Annotated in this window: 16 protein-coding genes; 5 read left to right on the top strand and 11 right to left on the bottom strand. The window is 40.4% G+C overall.

All coding sequences use genetic code 11. The features are described from left to right. Positions 1-44: 44 nt before the first annotated feature. The 3 genes from EL17_RS01235 to EL17_RS01225 all read right to left on the bottom strand — a co-directional run bounded on the left by EL17_RS01235 (position 45) and on the right by EL17_RS01225 (position 3,233). On the bottom strand, positions 45-1,463 hold the full coding sequence (locus EL17_RS01235) for a Glu/Leu/Phe/Val family dehydrogenase (RefSeq protein WP_035068886.1): 1,419 nt from the start codon (positions 1,461-1,463) through the stop codon (positions 45-47). Positions 1,464-1,605: 142 nt separating this feature from the next. Next, entirely contained in the window at positions 1,606-2,037 is a 432-nt protein-coding gene (locus EL17_RS01230; RefSeq protein WP_035068883.1) for a hypothetical protein, read from the bottom strand. A 62-nt stretch (positions 2,038-2,099) separates the two neighbouring features. Further along, positions 2,100-3,233 (bottom strand): AI-2E family transporter, encoded by a 1,134-nt coding sequence (locus EL17_RS01225; RefSeq protein ID WP_051719691.1) that lies wholly within the window; start codon positions 3,231-3,233, stop codon positions 2,100-2,102. Positions 3,234-3,459: 226 nt separating this feature from the next. Between EL17_RS01225 and EL17_RS01220 the strand changes: the two genes are divergently transcribed. Then, positions 3,460-4,653 (top strand): porin, encoded by a 1,194-nt coding sequence (locus EL17_RS01220; protein WP_164674888.1) that lies wholly within the window; start codon positions 3,460-3,462, stop codon positions 4,651-4,653. Positions 4,654-4,683: 30 nt separating this feature from the next. On the opposite strand, the gene argH is transcribed toward EL17_RS01220, so the two are convergent. The 8 genes from argH to EL17_RS01180 all read right to left on the bottom strand — a co-directional run bounded on the left by argH (position 4,684) and on the right by EL17_RS01180 (position 12,957). Next, the gene (gene argH / locus EL17_RS01215; protein ID WP_035068877.1) at positions 4,684-6,018 is read right to left on the bottom strand and encodes an argininosuccinate lyase; all 1,335 of its coding nucleotides are present in this window, start codon (positions 6,016-6,018) and stop codon (positions 4,684-4,686) included. An 88-nt stretch (positions 6,019-6,106) separates the two neighbouring features. Next, positions 6,107-7,207, bottom strand: coding sequence for a M20/M25/M40 family metallo-hydrolase (locus EL17_RS01210; RefSeq protein ID WP_035068875.1), 1,101 nt, complete (start codon positions 7,205-7,207; stop codon positions 6,107-6,109). A gap of 11 nt (positions 7,208-7,218) precedes the next feature. After that, positions 7,219-8,001, bottom strand: coding sequence for an acetylglutamate kinase (gene argB, locus EL17_RS01205; RefSeq protein ID WP_035068872.1), 783 nt, complete (start codon positions 7,999-8,001; stop codon positions 7,219-7,221). A gap of 16 nt (positions 8,002-8,017) precedes the next feature. Then, positions 8,018-8,959: a Rossmann-fold NAD(P)-binding domain-containing protein gene (locus EL17_RS01200; protein ID WP_035068870.1), complete on the bottom strand. Its 942-nt coding sequence runs from the start codon at positions 8,957-8,959 to the stop codon at positions 8,018-8,020. 18 nt (positions 8,960-8,977) lie between these two features. Further along, positions 8,978-10,120, bottom strand: coding sequence for an aspartate aminotransferase family protein (locus EL17_RS01195; RefSeq protein WP_035068868.1), 1,143 nt, complete (start codon positions 10,118-10,120; stop codon positions 8,978-8,980). A gap of 11 nt (positions 10,121-10,131) precedes the next feature. Beyond that, positions 10,132-11,097 carry an N-acetyl-gamma-glutamyl-phosphate reductase gene (argC, locus tag EL17_RS01190; protein WP_035068867.1) on the bottom strand — a complete coding sequence of 322 codons (966 nt, stop codon included), beginning with the start codon at positions 11,095-11,097 and terminating at the stop codon, positions 10,132-10,134. Beyond that, complete coding sequence (locus EL17_RS01185; RefSeq protein WP_035068864.1) at positions 11,090-12,286, bottom strand: argininosuccinate synthase; 1,197 nt, start codon at positions 12,284-12,286, stop codon at positions 11,090-11,092. The genes argC and EL17_RS01185 overlap by 8 nt, the downstream gene beginning before the upstream one ends. Beyond that, positions 12,283-12,957 carry an acetyltransferase gene (locus EL17_RS01180; protein ID WP_035068861.1) on the bottom strand — a complete coding sequence of 225 codons (675 nt, stop codon included), beginning with the start codon at positions 12,955-12,957 and terminating at the stop codon, positions 12,283-12,285. Before EL17_RS01180 ends, EL17_RS01185 begins: the two co-directional genes overlap by 4 nt. A 563-nt stretch (positions 12,958-13,520) precedes the next feature. Between EL17_RS01180 and EL17_RS01175 the strand changes: the two genes are divergently transcribed. The 4 genes from EL17_RS01175 to EL17_RS01160 all read left to right on the top strand — a co-directional run bounded on the left by EL17_RS01175 (position 13,521) and on the right by EL17_RS01160 (position 16,277). Further along, positions 13,521-14,171 carry a DsbA family oxidoreductase gene (locus EL17_RS01175; RefSeq protein WP_035069032.1) on the top strand — a complete coding sequence of 217 codons (651 nt, stop codon included), beginning with the start codon at positions 13,521-13,523 and terminating at the stop codon, positions 14,169-14,171. 235 nt (positions 14,172-14,406) lie between these two features. Beyond that, the gene (locus EL17_RS01170) at positions 14,407-15,093 is read left to right on the top strand and encodes a sensor histidine kinase (protein ID WP_240485906.1); all 687 of its coding nucleotides are present in this window, start codon (positions 14,407-14,409) and stop codon (positions 15,091-15,093) included. Continuing rightward, positions 15,080-15,784: a LytR/AlgR family response regulator transcription factor gene (locus EL17_RS01165; RefSeq protein WP_240485905.1), complete on the top strand. Its 705-nt coding sequence runs from the start codon at positions 15,080-15,082 to the stop codon at positions 15,782-15,784. Before EL17_RS01170 ends, EL17_RS01165 begins: the two co-directional genes overlap by 14 nt. A gap of 109 nt (positions 15,785-15,893) precedes the next feature. Beyond that, positions 15,894-16,277 carry a hypothetical protein gene (locus EL17_RS01160; protein WP_035068855.1) on the top strand — a complete coding sequence of 128 codons (384 nt, stop codon included), beginning with the start codon at positions 15,894-15,896 and terminating at the stop codon, positions 16,275-16,277. Positions 16,278-16,308: the final 31 nt, after the last annotated feature.

Below are 16,308 nucleotides of genomic sequence, written 5' to 3'. Positions count from 1 at the left end.
CCGCCAGATTTACTTCTAGCGGTTTTTTTGTTTATATTCTTTGATTAAGGGAAGATTCCCAGGTTTCGGTAGCTAATGGCAATTCTCTCTATGGCTACTATAAAACCTGCCGTACGCATACTTTTAATTCCTTTTTTCTTTCTCATATCGTTCATACTGTGATAGGCATTTACCATGGTATCTTCCAGACCTGAATACACCAGATCCTCCTCAGTGGCTCCTCGGATGATCAGTTTTTTTTGTTCTTCTGTAAACTGGCTATCTGTAGCTTTTTCTATACTTTCCATAAGTATTTCATATTTTTTCATATCATACCTCTTTTGCAGTTTCCCAAACGATACCCTGGATAGGTTTTTGAGCCATTCGAAATAGGAAACCGTAACCCCACCTGCATTTAAATACATGTCTGGTATGACCAATATGCCTTTTTCTATCAGAATCTTTTCAGCTTCCTGTGTGGTAGGCCCGTTGGCCCCTTCGCCTATTATTTTAGCCTGTATCTTATCAGCATTTTCATTGGTGATCTGGTTTTCCAGTGCTGCAGGGACCAGGATGTCACATTTATAGGTAAGCATTTCTCTACTGTCATCTATGAATTGGGTATTTTTGTATCCTTTAAAACTGCCATTTTCTTTTTGATAAGCTTTTAACTCTTTTATATCAAGGCCATTTGGGTCAAAAATTCCTCCGTTATATTCGGCTACCCCTATGATTTTAGCTCCTGCTTCCTGAAGGAACAGCGCAGCATAATATCCTACATTTCCCAATCCCTGAACGATGACTTCCTTACCGCCAAGTCCCACCGTAAGTCCAAGTGCATTCATATCATCTTCTACACTTACGGCTTCTCTTAATCCTATATAAACACCCCTTCCCGTAGCTTCTGTCCGGCCGGGTATACCATGAAGGGGCAGAGGTTTTCCCGTTACACAGCCTTTAGCATTTATACTGTCAGGATGAAAAGTCATATAGGTGTCCACGATCCAACCCATTTCTCTGGCTCCAGTACCATAATCCGGAGCAGGTACATCTAAAGCGGGACCTATAAAATTTTTCTTAATAAGCTCTGTGGTATACCTTCGGGTTATTTTTTCCAGCTGTTTTTCATTGTAGTTTCTTGGATTGATCTTGACCCCTCCTTTGGCACCACCATAAGGGATCTCTACCAGCGCACATTTATAAGTCATAAGTGCAGCAAGTCCTTTAACTTCTTCCTCATTTACTTCATCACTGTACCTAATTCCACCTTTTACCGGCAATTTATGATGAGAATGCTGCACGCGGTAACCTTTCAAAACTTCTTTGGTTCCATCTTCATTATCTATAGGGAAGCTGAAACTGTATACACTGTTACACTGTTTGATGTGGTTTACCAGGGATTTTTCTAAATCCATATGTTGGGCTGCATCATCGACAAAACTGCAGACATCCTCAAATAAACTATATTCTTGATCTTTTGACATAATAATGGTGTTAGGTTAAAAATAAGTTCTAATAAAACAACCTTGTTTTAACTTAAGTGTTCCAAAAAAAAAAGGAGGCTGATTTTCATCAAGCTCCTTTTTCATTTATAATATCATATGTCCTGCGTCAACAGGGGGGGACTCAATGTGGCCATGCAGCCCATGGGATTCTGGAAAGAATTAAAATCAAAGCGATACCATAAAACACATATACACTTCTAAAACGACTTCTGGCAGGAGCTATTTTTTTTGATTTACTAAACCCTATTGTAATCAACACTACGGCAATTATATTGATCAAAGGATGCTCCAAAGCATATAATCTTGAAGTAGCATCTGCCATGGTGTGGTCTCCAAAATTAGAAATACCCAGTGGGCTAATAATATAAAGCACTATCCCGGCTAATAACTGTATGTGTGCAGGGATCAATCCAAAAAGTCCAAATTTTCTGTCTTTTTCTGTAAATTCTCTATTGGTCAATGCTCCTATAAGCGCATAGACGAAGCTAATAGTGAGACCCAATAGCACTACATAAGCTAAGTAGGAATGTAAATGAAGTATACCCGTGTACATATCTTAAAATTTTTTTCTGTAAAAATAAGAGAAAAAGAATCAAATACATGCTTCTCCGTCAATTATCCTGGGTTCTTTTGGGTTTCAGGTTCCTGAATATCTACATTACTGAACAGGTAGCCGAATGGATTCAGCTCAGGTACATGCCGGCAAATTACGGCCACTATAGCAAATAATGGAATGGAAAGTACCATGCCCATTACTCCCCATACGGCATTTCCAAGCACTACGGACAAGATTATAAAAAAAGGATGTACATTCAGTTTATCCCCTAAGATGATGGGCTGTAGTATGTAACTGTCTATGAACTGTGCTATCAAGAATGTGGCCGTGATGATCAGTAGGGCGGAGGTATCACCATTTGTCAATAGACTGACTGCTATAGCAATACCATAACCTATTACATTTCCAATGAAAGGAATGATGGACAATGCTGCAGCTAACATGCTGATCAGTATGGCGTTTTCCATACCGGATATATATAATCCGATAGAATATAGAATGGTCAATATAATTCCTAATAATATCCTGCCTGCCAGATAGTTCCTACTTACAAATGAGGATTGATAAATTACTTCTTTAACTTTTTGTCTCCTCTTCAGAGGGAATAACCTTAACAGAAATTCTTTAAATCTGCCCCTGAAATGTATAAGAAAAAAAACATATACGAAGGTGATCAAAAAATCTACAGAGAAGCTCATAAAGGCTCCTAAGGCTGAGACAGCCTGTTCACCCATTTCTTCTGCTTCTTCATCTTCTTCTTCCCGGGCAGCTTCTTCCTGATATTCCTGTGCAGCTCCATTGGCTTCTGAAATTTCTTTAGGAGTTACGCGGTCTAGCTGTTCTTTTTCAATAGGGGTTTCATTGACTAGCCATTCACTTATCTCTTCGAATTTATCCTCCAGTTTGGACTGCATCATGTCCCAATCATCGGCAAACTGTTTGATCTGTACGATCAATAGTGTGATAAAGCCTAATGTGACTATTAACAGGGTCAACGTAGAAACAGAGGTGGCCAGGATTTTACTCCATCCCCATCTTTCCAGCCTATTGGCTATCGGCAGCATCAACAATGCCAAAACCAAGGCCGTTAATAATGGGACCAAAAAAGGCTCTGCCAAAACCAATCCTACAAAGAAAAAATAAGATGCAGCTAAAAATAATGCTATATATAAAACAATTCTTCTCCCTTCCATAGATGCTTTTGAATGCTGACTATGCAAAAAGCTTACCCTAATTTTATAGAGATAACTTTTTTGTCAAATTATTTAAGGTCGGTAAAATTCTTCGTGTTTAAAGGGTATAATTTATTAATTTAGGCTTTTTAATTATTGTTAATATCTATTTATGGCCAAAGGTTTACTATTTTACATAAAAATTCTTTTACTTTTCTGTACTCTGGGTATTTACATCACACCTGCTATGGCCCAAATAATAGTTGATCCAGAGGAGGAAAATGATACTACTCAAATCATGCAGGCAATTCCCCTTGCCTTTTCACAGGTGCCCTATTTTACGTACGGTCAAGGATTGGGGATAATGTCTCCTGATAGTTTATTTTTGATGAACATCAGGTTTAGGATGCAAAATAGAGCAGGGTTTACATTTACGGAGGGAGAAAACACTCAGATTGAAGCCAGAGTAAGGAGGCTTAGACTGCGTTTTGATGGTTTTGTATATAGCCCCAGACTGAGTTACGTGATACAGCTCTCTTTTTCACGAGGAGACATGGACTGGGACAATACTGAATTTCCAAATGTAATCAGGGATGCCATGATATTCTACAGGATAAGTCCAAAACTGATACTGGGAATGGGCCAGACCAAGCTCCCCGGTAACCGCCAAAGGGTAAACAGTTCAGGTGACCTCCAATTTGTGGACAGGAGCATTGTAAACGCTACCTTAAATGTAGACAGGGATTTTGGTATCCAGGCTACTTATTCTGATCGCCTCTTTAGCAATTTCTACTATGTACTCCGTGGTGCTATAAGTTCGGGGGAGGGGAGAAATATTATAGCTACAGACGGAGGACTATCTTATACGGGGAGAGTAGAACTGCTTCCATTAGGACGGTTTGAAAGATTTGGCGATTATTTTGAGGGAGATCTGATTAGGGAAAGGACACCTAAAGTATCCATAGGCATATCTTCCAGCCAAAATAACAATACCCTTCGCACCGGTGGTCAGATAGGAACGCTTCTGTACGAGCCTACAGACATGTCCACCTATATGACGGACTGGTTACTGAAATATCAGGGTTTTGCATTTGCAAGTGAATTTCTCTATAGGACTTCACCTATGGCGTTGACTTATAATGAAGAGGGGAATGTAAGGTACGTTTACACTGGTTTGGGACAAAACTATCAGGCGAGTTATATCTTCTATAATGATGTAGAGATAGCAGGCAGGTACACCAATTTGGCTCCAGGATCTGAAATCAATGCGATGACTCCTACCATAGAACATTATACCTTGGGGGTGACTAAATACCTAAAAGGACATAGAGTGAAAATACAGAGTGACTTGACATATGAAAATAGAATTTTTGACCCTGCTGCAGGAAGACTCAATAATAACAATTGGCAATTGAGGTTTCAGGTAGAATTAGGTATTTAAACAGAAGGCGGAAAATTTACCGCCTTCTGATTAAGTATTTAGTAAAACATGAAGTTGGTCTTCTACTTTTTTGAAATCAAAAGCTTTTAAACCTTTTTCCATTTTATCTCTGATTTCCTTCAAACATAAGTTTCCTATACTTCCTTCATGCTTATGATCGATATCGGTATCGGGATGGAACGCCCCCTTTTCAATATTTCGCCCAACTTCTTTATAGGCATCCCTAAATGGTTGGCCGGCCAGTACCATCCTGTTTACTTCTTCTACACTGAAGAGGTAGGTATAGAATGGGTCTTTTAAAATGTCTTTTTTCACTTCAATATTTTCCAGCATCAGCTGCGTCATCTGAAGGCAGGATTTTATTTTTTCAAGATCTGGAAAAATGGTTTCCTTTAGAACCTGCAGATCCCTGTGGTAACCTGTAGTCAGATTTCCCAGCTGCAGCATGATGCCATTGGGGCTTGATTGGATCTGGTTGGTCTTAGCTCTGATGAGCTCAAATACATCCGGATTCTTTTTGTGCGGCATGATGCTGGATCCGGTAGTCAGTTCGTCCGGAAATCTGATGAATCCAAAATGGGGATTCATATAGGTGATGGCATCGGAGGCCAGTTTATTAAGGGTACCGGCCACTCCTGCAAGGGCAAATGCCAATGTTTTTTCCGTTTTTCCTCTGCTGTTTTGCGCATTGATCACATTATAGTGCATCTCGTCAAAACCCAGCAGTTCAGTAGTCATCGTCCTGTCCAGAGGGAATGATGAGCCATATCCTGCCGCCGAACCCAGTGGGTTTCTGTTGACCAACTTATAGGCAGCCAATACCAGCTCTAAATCTTCGGCCAGTCCCTCAGCAAATGAACCAAACCAAAGTCCGAACGACGAAGGCATGGCCAGCTGTGTATGGGTATAGCCTGGCATCAGGGCTTCCTTATACTTTTCAGCTAAGGCTACCAAAAGGTCAAAGAGAGCTTTAATGTCATCTATCAGTGATTTGATCTCTTCCCTATAGTATAGCTTCAAGTCGACTAAGACCTGATCATTTCTCGATCGGCCACTGTGCAGCTTTTTGCCTACCTCACCATATCGTGCGGTCAGTAAAAATTCTACCTGGCTATGGACATCTTCTACACCGTCTGCTATGGTGAAAGTGTTATTCATTATTTCGGCATAGATCTCCTTAAGGCCTTTTTTAAGTAGGTCCAGTTCCTCAGCTTTCAGCAGTCCTATCTTTTCCAGCATGGAGGCATGTGCCAAAGATCCCAGCACATCATAGGGAGCCAATAAGATATCAAACTCAGGATCTCTTCCAATGGTAAAAGCTTCTACTTCTTTGGTACTGGATTTATCTTTCTGCCAGATTTTCATATGAATATAATTTGATTTTTAATGGGCATAAGGAATCTAGCAAGATAGATGTTTATCACAGTATTTGAAGTTTTCTTCATGCTCGATTTCATAGCATTTCTTTATTTAATGAGTGGGTAACTTCAGCATATTGCTGAATTAAGTTAATGTAAAAATCAATTCCCTGATAGACTTCTTCTACATAAATAAATTCATCAGAAGTATGCGACCGGGCGGAATCACCAGGGCCAATTTTTACAGACGGGTAGGGGATGAGTGCCTGATCTGATAAGGTAGGGCTACCGTATTGGACCAGATCCATTTTCTTAGAAATTAATAAAATTTTATGATCATCAGGTACTTTGGAAGAGTTGAGCCTTAAGGATCTCGGAACCAGTTCAGCTTTTAATATTCCTCTAAGTTCCTCGAGGGCTTCTTCCAAGGTATAGGCATCAGTCACCCTCACGTCTATACAATAGGTGCAAAGGTCTGGCACTACATTATGCTGAAGACCGGCATTGATGACAGTGACCGAGGCTTTGCTTGCCCCTAGAAATTTAGACGTTTTCTTAAAGCTAAAATTTTTTAAAACCTGAAGATCTCCCAATGTTTTATAAATCGCATTTTCACCTTCTTCCCGCGCAGCATGTCCAGATATTCCTTTTACCCGCGCATCTATGACCATAAGGCCTTTTTCGGCTACTGCCAGTTGTAGTAGCGTAGGTTCACCTACTATGGCCAATTCAATTTCGGGAAAATCATTTATAATCGCAGCAATACCTGACTTTCCGCTGATTTCCTCTTCTGCAGTAGCAGCTATGATCAGGTTAAAAGGCAAATCATGTTCATAGTAATAAGTAAAAGCAGCTATAAGTGCTACCAGACATCCACCGGCATCATTTGACCCCAGTCCGTATAATTTCCCGTCTTCTATCTCTGCTTTATAAGGGTTTTTGGTATACCCAGCATTGGGCTTTACAGTATCATGATGGGAGTTTAGCAGGAGGGTGGGAAGTAAGGGATCGAATTTTTTGTTTTTTGCCCAAATGTTATGGTATTTTTGGTGATAAGGGATCTTCTTTTTTAGAAAATAGGCGGCTATAAGTTTTGCGGTGTGTTCTTCATTCTGGCTTATGGAAGGAATTTCAATCAGCTGTTGAAGTAACTGAAGGGTTTCACTATGGACTGCTTTTAAATCTGTGTGGTTCAATGTAATTTTTTTTAAAACCTGATGAATGTACCGACTTTTTCCTCTTTTATAGCCTCATGTACCTGATCCGCGCGGCCTAACCATACTTGCAGGATTCCTTTAGAGATGGCTTTAAAGGCATTGTCCAGTTTTGGGATCATACCGGAATGGATCACATTTTCCTCTTTGAGTTTTTCATAGCTAGAAAAATTAATTTCTGGTATAAAGGAATCTTCATCGGAAATATCTTTTAGTACACCTTTTTTGTCAAAGCAATAAAATATAGAAACTTCATGCTTTTCTGCCAGGGCTATACCGATTTCGGCAGCTATGGTATCTGCATTGGTATTCAGTAGTTGGCCGCTGCCGTCATGAGTGATGGCAGGAACTACGGGTACGCAGTTTTTTTCCAACAAAATTTCTAGAAGGGGGGCATTTACATCTTGGACATCCCCTACATAACCATAGTCTATTTTACCCACAGGTCGTTTAATAGCCCGTATGAGGTTACCATCGGCACCGCTTAGTCCCATGGCATTGATATGATGGCTTTGAAGTTTAGCTACGATCTGTTTGTTTACCAGACCAGCATATACCATGGTGACCACTTCCAGTGTTTCCTGATCAGTAATTCGGCGGCCTTCTACCATATTAGGCGTTATACCTAACCTTTCGCTAAGCCGTGTGGCCAGGACTCCTCCTCCATGCACCAGGACTTTTTGGCCAGGTACTTCCTCAAATAAACTTAAAAAATGGTCCAGCTTATCAGGGAAATCTATGACATTTCCTCCTATTTTTATTATACTAATTTTCATGATTTATACAGTCAGGTTATTTTAAAATTTTGCTTAAAACGGCCTGGGCGGCAAATACCCGGTTATTGGCCTGCTCCTGTACCAAGCTTCTTTTTCCATCCAGTATTTCATCAGAAATTTCCAGGTTTCTCCTTACCGGAAGGCAGTGCATGATTTTGGCATTGGGACTAGCTGATAGTTTTTCCTCCGTAAGCATCCAGTCATCACCCATCATCTGAATTTTTCCATAATCATGGTAGACACACCAGTTTTTCACATATACAAAGTCTGCATCTTTCAGCGCTTCCTCCTGATCTATGGTGATGTGGGCTCCCTGGGTAAATTTTTCATCGAGTTCATACCCTGGAGGATGGGTAATGGTAAGGTCATAATCACAGCCCAAAGCCCATTCTGCAAAAGAATTGGCCACTGCATGGGGAATGGCTTTGATGTGGGGTGCCCAGGTGAGGACTACCTTTGGCTTATCTTTCACCTTTTGTTCTTTGATGGTGATCATATCCGCGAGGCTCTGCAGGGGATGCCTGGTAGCGCTTTCCAAGCTGATGATCGGCTTACCTGCATATTTGGCAAAAGTGGTAAAGATATATTCTTCCATATCTTTTTCTTTATCAGTAAGCGAAGGGAAAGCCCTCAGCGCCAATATGTCAAAATAAGACCCCAGCACAGCGGCTGCTTCTTTGACATGTTCTACTGATTTTTTATTCATCTTCACCCCGTCTTCAAATTCCAATGCCCAGCCATCTTGGTCAATATTCAAAACTATGGCTTCCATGCCTAAATTGGATGCTGCGATTTGGGTACTGACACGGGTTCTAAGACTAGGATTCAAAAAGATAAGGCCTATCCTTTTGCCTTTCCCCAGTGAAGCATCTACGTAGGGATATTTTTTATAATGCAGAGCAGTTTCAATCAATTCATTGGCTGAATCATAATCTTTAAACTGGGTAAAAGATTTCATAAAAATAGAGGTAAAGGGTTAAACAACTTTATTTAAAACAAGGGCTTTTTCAAAGCTTTCCACAAAATAATCCAAAGCAGATGCGGATATATTGAGTGGAGGCAAGATCCGGATGGTATGTTTATTGGCTGCATTGCCGGTAAAGATCCTGAAGTCTTTTATGAGCGCTGAGCGTATAGGCGCCGCTTCTCCCTCCAGATCCAAACCGATCATGAGTCCGCGGCCCCTGACCTGGGTGACCCCTTCCATAGCTTTTAATCTATCTGTTAACTTCAGGCCTAAATGGTGGGCATTCTCAGTCAACTCTTCAGAATCCATTACCTCTAAAACAGCCATAGCCGCCACACAAGCCAGATGATTACCACCAAATGTCGTACCCAGCATACCATGTTTAGCAGGAATATCCGGACTGATGAGTACACCTCCTATAGGAAACCCATTTCCCATGCCCTTGGCTACCGTAATCAGATCCGGCTTTAATCCTTCTACCCATTGATGGGCAAAGAATTTTCCTGTACGGCCATAGCCGGACTGTACTTCATCCAAGATCAATTTGGCACCATACTGCTTGGCCAGGGTCTGCAGTCCCAACAGAAAACCGTCTCCGGGGACCTGAATACCTGCTACTCCCTGAATCCCCTCAATGATGATCCCGGCTATATCTTTACGCTTAAGCACTTCTTCTACTACGCCTAAATCCATAGGCAGGATGTGGGCCTGATGGGCGGCATTAAAGGGAGCTATTATCTTGGGATTGTCCGTCAGGGCTACTGCTCCACTGGTACGGCCATGAAACGCCCCTTTAAATGATATAAAACCTGCTTTATTGGTTTCAAAGGATGCTAGTTTAAGTGCATTTTCGTTAGCTTCTGCACCTGAGCTGCAAAGGAATAGGTCATAATCTTCATATCCCGACAGTTTTCCCAGAAGCGTTGCCAGTTCTTTTTGTATGGGTATCTGTACAGAATTAGAATAAAAAGATATCTTTTCCAGTTGCTCTTTGATTCTCATCAGGTAGTGGGGATGATTATGTCCTATGGAAATAACTGCATGCCCACCATAGAGGTCAAAGTATTCGTTTCCCTGATCATCCCAGAGTTTATATCCTTCTGCTTTTATGGGGGTGATGTCTATCAGAGGATATACGTCAAATGGTTTCATAGTTTTTTCAATTAGAAAGCGATACTTTTCAGATGAAGGCCTGCCGTTTCTTCGAAGCCCATCGCTAGGTTTAAATTGTGGACAGCCTGTCCTGATGCTCCTTTTACCAAGTTGTCAATAGCTGCTGTCACCACCAGTTGTCCTTGTAGATTTTGTAAATGAATGATACATTTATTGGTATTGACTACCTGTTTCAAGGAAATTTCTTTATCTGAAACATGTGTAAAGGCTTCTTCTTGATAGAATTCCCTGTACATCGCGTAGGCGTCTTCCAAAGTCCTGTTGTATGGAAAATAGGCAGTGATCCATATGCCCCTTGAAAAGTTGCCCCGATAGGGTACAAATAAAATCTCTTTTTTAAAATCTTTATCCAAGGCCACCAGGGTGGCATTAATTTCCTTTAGATGCTGGTGGTTAAAAAGCTTGTAAACTGATATGTTTTGGTTTCGCTGGGTGAAGTGGGTGAATTCGTTCATCTGCTTACCCGCACCTGTACTGCCAGTGATACCGGTGACATGGATATCTCCTGCCACTAACCTGTGGGCGACCGCTGGTGCTACTGCGAGCTGAATCGCGGTAGCAAAACAGCCTGGGTTAGCGATCTTTTTAGCAGTCATGATCCTGGATTTGTTGATTTCAGGCAGGCCGTAAACAAAATCCTCAGATTCATCCCTATAATCTGTGCTGAGGTCGATGATAATTGTTTCTTTTGGATACTGATGACGCTCCAAAAATCCTTTGGCCTCTCCATGGGGGAGCGCTAAGAATACCACATCCAGATCAGTGTGGACGTGGTCTGTGAAGATCAGATCGGAGTCACCTATCAGATCAGGATGCGTTTCATAGATTTTTTTACCTTTCTGACTGTTGCTGTGGATAGAAATAAGCTCACAATTTGGGTGGTTTAGCAGTAGCCTTGCCAGTTCTCCACCTGTATATCCTGCTGCCCCGATGATGCCTGCTTTTATTTTAGTCATTATCCAATGTTTTATTGACTTGGTGAAAAATAGAAGTCTGGTTTCCAAATATTTTGGTGAAGCCTTTTACATCATCTCCTGTCCATCCGGTGTTCATTTCTCCGTAGCTTCCAAACTTAGCAGACATCAGGTCATGTTCAGAAGAGATGCCTATAAGCTTAAATCTGTAGGGCAGCAGTTCAACTGATACCTTACCGGTAACGAACTGCTGGGTATCTGACATAAATGCTTCCATATTTCTCATGGCAGGGTCCAGGTAATGGCCTTCATGCAAGTGGGTGCCGTAAAATTCAGATAGCTGGTTTTTCCAGAAAGTCTGCCACTTGGTAAGGGTATGTTTCTCGAGTAGCTGGTGGGCCTTTATGATGATCAAAGCTGCTGCAGCTTCAAATCCCACCCTACCTTTGATGCCGATGATGGTGTCTCCCACATGTATATCCCTGCCGATGGCAAAAGGCGCGGCCAGTGACTGTATTTTTTGAATGGCTTTGACAGGATCTAGGGATTCCCCGTTGACAGCTGCTATTTCACCTTTTTCAAATGTAATTTCTAACGTTTCCGGTTCCGATTTGGTAAATTGTGTAGGATAGGCTTCATCTGGGAGACTTCCATGTGAGGTCAGTGTTTCTTTGCCGCCAACTGATGTACCCCAGATCCCTTTATTAATGGAATAAGCCGCTTTTTCAAAGTTCATTTGAACGCCATGCTCTTTAAGGAAGCTGATTTCTTCCTCTCTGCTTAGCTTAAGGTCTCGTATAGGAGTAATGATCTCAGCTGCAGGATGGATGGTCTGGAAGATCATATCAAACCTTACCTGATCATTGCCGGCTCCGGTACTGCCATGTGCTATGGCAGCAGCATTTATTTTTTTTGCGTGTTCAGCTATGGCTTTTGCCTGAACTATCCGCTCAGCACTTACCGAAAGTGGGTAAGTCTGGTTTTTTAGTACGTTACCAAAGATGAGAAATTTGATTACTTTATCGTAATACTCCTGTGTCACATCCAATACTTCAAAAGAAGCAATGCCCAATGCTGCGGCTCTTTTTTCCACTTCGGAAAGTTCACTTTGATCAAAACCTCCTGTATTGACCATAACAGCATGGACTTCAAATCCTTTAATTTTACTTAAATACAAGGCGCAGTAAGTGGTGTCTAGGCCGCCACTGTAGGCGAGTAGTACTTTTTTCATGACTGGATGATGTTTGTAATGATGTTTTTATTAAATTTTAATAATATTTTTTTCTTGATCCTTACCCATCTTTCAAAAAGGTTTAGATTATTGCTAAAATCTCTCAGTTTAATACCTTTTTTTTGCTTTTGGTCCTTAGGTACATAAAGCATGGCTGTGCAGAGACAGTTTTGCCTGTTTTTACTTTTCAGTATTTCCACATTGACACAGCTTTGGCAGCCTTTCCAAAAATCATCATCCGTGGTCAAGTCTGAATAACTGACAGGTATGTAGCCTAATTCAGAGTTTATCTTCATCACGGCAGCACCTGTCGTCAGTCCAAAGATCTTGGCATGTGGGTATTTTTTTCTGCTGAGCCTAAAGATAGCCTGTTTTATTTCTCTGGCCAACCCAGATTTTCTGAACTGTGGTGAAACAATAAGTCCTGAATTGGCTACGAACTTCTCGTGTCCCCAGGCTTCTATGTAGCAAAATCCTGCCCATTCCCCTTCTTTGGTGAGGGCGATGACGGCTTTTCCTTCCAGCATTTTCTGTTTGATATATTCAGGACTTCGTCGGGCTATTCCGGTACCTCTGGCCTGAGCTGAGAGTGCCATCTCTTCGACAATTGTTTCTGCGTACTCGCCGTGTTTGGCCTCAGCAGGCTGAATAATGAAATTTTTCTTTATCATGGCTGATAGTAAAGAAATGTAGATTCGGTAGATTAGATCTAGACTTTAAATCGGATAAGAAACTTTATTGATAGGTAAGTGTCGGAATAGGTATCCACATAGGATGCCAAGAATATAGCAGGGACTATGCCCTATAAAAAAAGCCGGTCCTTATAAATGTAGTCATAGCCATACTCATCACACCTGAATGGGTGTTTTTAGCGGTGATTCTAGCTATGTTATAGATATAAGTCATTTTTTAAATTGGAAGCGTAAAGTTTGTTACTATTTAAATTAAATGCAAGGAAAGTAATGAAAAATTATTTTTGTCATAAGAAGTACGATGTTTAAATGTAATGGACAAGTATCAGAATTATGTCTTATATCAGTTGGGCACATAAGAAAGATAAAATCCAAAAAACGTAAAGTCGGGAAGGCTTTTTCGCTGAAATGAGGATATTTACATATTGATGCAATGAAAAATGTCTAAAGTAATCAGCTGAAGAACAAGCGCTTCAATCAATAACGAATGGTCCTGCTTATTTCAGGGGGAACTCTTTTTCAAAAACACTAATTTTACAGCTATGAAAGTAGAAATCTGGTCGGACATCATGTGTCCATTTTGTTATATCGGTAAAAGAAAATTTGAAGCTGCTCTTTCTCAGGTTACGTTTCGGGATAAAATCGAGGTAGAATGGAAAAGCTTTTTGCTCAATCCTGAAATTGTAACTGACCCTTCGAAATCTTCTTTGGATTATCTGGCGGAGATTAAGAACATGTCATTGGAACAAGCCAAACAGATGACAGATCAAGTAGCCCAAATGGCTGCCCAATCTGGATTAAAATTTAACTTCGAAAAAACCGTGGTCGCCAATACCCGCAATGCCCACCGCCTGATACAGATGGCCAAGGTGCATTTACTGGGAGATATGGCTGAGGAAATTCTTTTTCAGGCTTACTTTATCGAAGGTAAGAACATGGATGATAAGGATACTCTAATAACCCTCGGAAAAAAAATCGGACTTGATGAAGACGAAGTTAGAAAAATGCTGGAATCGGATCTGTTTGAGGATAAGGTAAGGCAGGAAATATATGAAGCGCAGCAGCTTGGTGTTAGAGGAGTCCCTTTCTTTGTAATTGACAACAAATTTGGAATCAGTGGAGCGCAGCCGGAGCAGGTCTTTGTAGATGCTTTATATAAAGCTTTAGGAGAGAAAGAAGGGGCCTCAGAGTAGGTGGAAAAAATGAGTGGATAGGAAAGATGTCAGGTTTATTGTTGTATATTGGCTCTATTTATTCTCCTTATAGAATAAAAAAAACCGTGTCTTTAGCTCAACCCTAGATATAAAGGATAAAATGAAACCTACTGATGAAGTATAATTACCGATGGCCCTATTTTTAACCTACTCCAGTCCAATGTTAATTTGGATAGCTGGACTATTTATTTTGACGGGGGGTATAATCTTTTATATGTATACCCGATTGGTTTATGCACAAAGAAGATTAAAGGACACGGAAAATAGATTTCGTCTTTATGAAAAAGAAATCAATTCGCTAGAATTGAAGTCACTTGAATCCAGATTGGATCCCCATCTTTTTAAGAACATATTAAACTCTATCCAGTCCCATGCTTATCAGACCTATTATGCTCTGGATAAAATGGCCAATGTTCTGGATTATATCTTATATGAAAGCCAGAACCGATTTGTAACACCCAAGGAGGAAATAGAATTTGCCTTGAACCTGATCGAGATAAACAAGATAAAAACCAGTCCATTATTTGATATAAAAGTAAAGACTAGCATCAATGAATCTGAGCCGCTCTATGAGCAAGAGCTACTCGCCCCATTGATTTCTATTGATTTGATTGAAAATGCCTTTAAACATGCTGATCTCCAAACTGCGGATGCATTTATCTCTATAACTTTTGAATTTAAAGAAAGTGTTTTTTACTTAAATGTTTCCAATAAGATATCAGTAAAAAAGCAACTGTATAAGCAGCACAGTGGCATCGGCACGCAGACATTGGAACAAAGGCTAAAGATTATCTATAAAGAAAACTTTAAACTGGAAAGATTTACAGAAGGAGACGTGTATATTGCCCAACTAAAAATCAATCTACTTGGACACAAAGCTAAAATGCTTGCTACTAGATGACGAGCTTCCTGGACTGACTTATCTGAAAATGCTCTGTGAACAAATTCCTGAACTGGAAGTGGTAAAAGCATTTAATAGCCCTATCGTATTCCTAAAAGAGGCGGCTAATCTCACTTTTGATTTTTGTATCCTGGATATAGAAATGCCAGAAATGAGCGGGCTCCAAGTGAGTAATTTGTTGCAGGGAAAACCCGTTGTTTTTGCTACTGCATATAAACACTACGCTTTGGAAGCTTTTGATCTAAATGCGATTGATTATATTACAAAACCTATCAAACTTGAAAGGTTACAGCAAGCTGTCCAAAAGGCAATCACCCATTTAGGAAAAAAGAAACAGCTCAACACCAAAAATTTTATTCAGGTTAATACGGACAAAGGGAAAGCGATACTTTTCTTTGATAGATTAGTCTACATCAAAACCTCAGATACGGACAGTAGAGATAAAGTAGCTAGACTTTTTGATGGGGAGGTACTGGTGTTAAAAAACATATCTTTTGACAGATTATTGATTGATTTGCCTGAGTTTGAATTTTGCCGGATAAATAAAAAAGAGCTCATCTCCCTCAAAGCTGTACAAGTATTTACCTATGATGAAATTTCTACCAATATATTTATAGATTCGGGCAAACCACTGAAACTAACGCTTAGTGAGGCTTACAAGCGTGAGTTCTTATATAAGATCAGCGGCTGATTGGTTACAATTTTTTCCTTTCTTGGTACACAATCATATGCTTTCATACCATATTCAAAATTTATCGACAGATATCTTTTCATATTTGTGTAAATCAACTGTGCAAACAATGGAGACAGAACTTACATTAAATTCGATCTGGTACCAAAGAAGCCATAAACCTTCTTTGAGGAAAATAGACATTCCTTTCACTTGCAGTGAGCCGATTAGATATTTTCCTTTGGGTGAATGGATAGAAGAAGGTGTATATATGTTTCATATAAAACCTGGAGATCTTGCTGCTATGGTTATAGAGAGGGTCCATTGTCCAGCTTCCTATGATTTTAATCTAATTACTGTAACTAAACCTGCAAAAAGCATCGTGACTGCCATTGAAACTGGATCCGAACTCAGTGTTCTCACGCCCTATACCAGTAGTAAGCTTCTCCGGTCCATCCGGGCACTAGTCAGATGTAAACCGGTCATGACCATAACCTTACTACGTAGCACCTGATAAAAGTGAGGGTGGACTTTTTTAGAATAAG

It is taken from the genome of Anditalea andensis (genome assembly GCF_000714815.1).
Classification (GTDB): domain Bacteria; phylum Bacteroidota; class Bacteroidia; order Cytophagales; family Cyclobacteriaceae; genus Anditalea; species Anditalea andensis.
The sequence above is the reverse complement of the archived record's forward strand: the minus strand, read 5'-3'. Positions and strand labels throughout refer to the sequence as shown.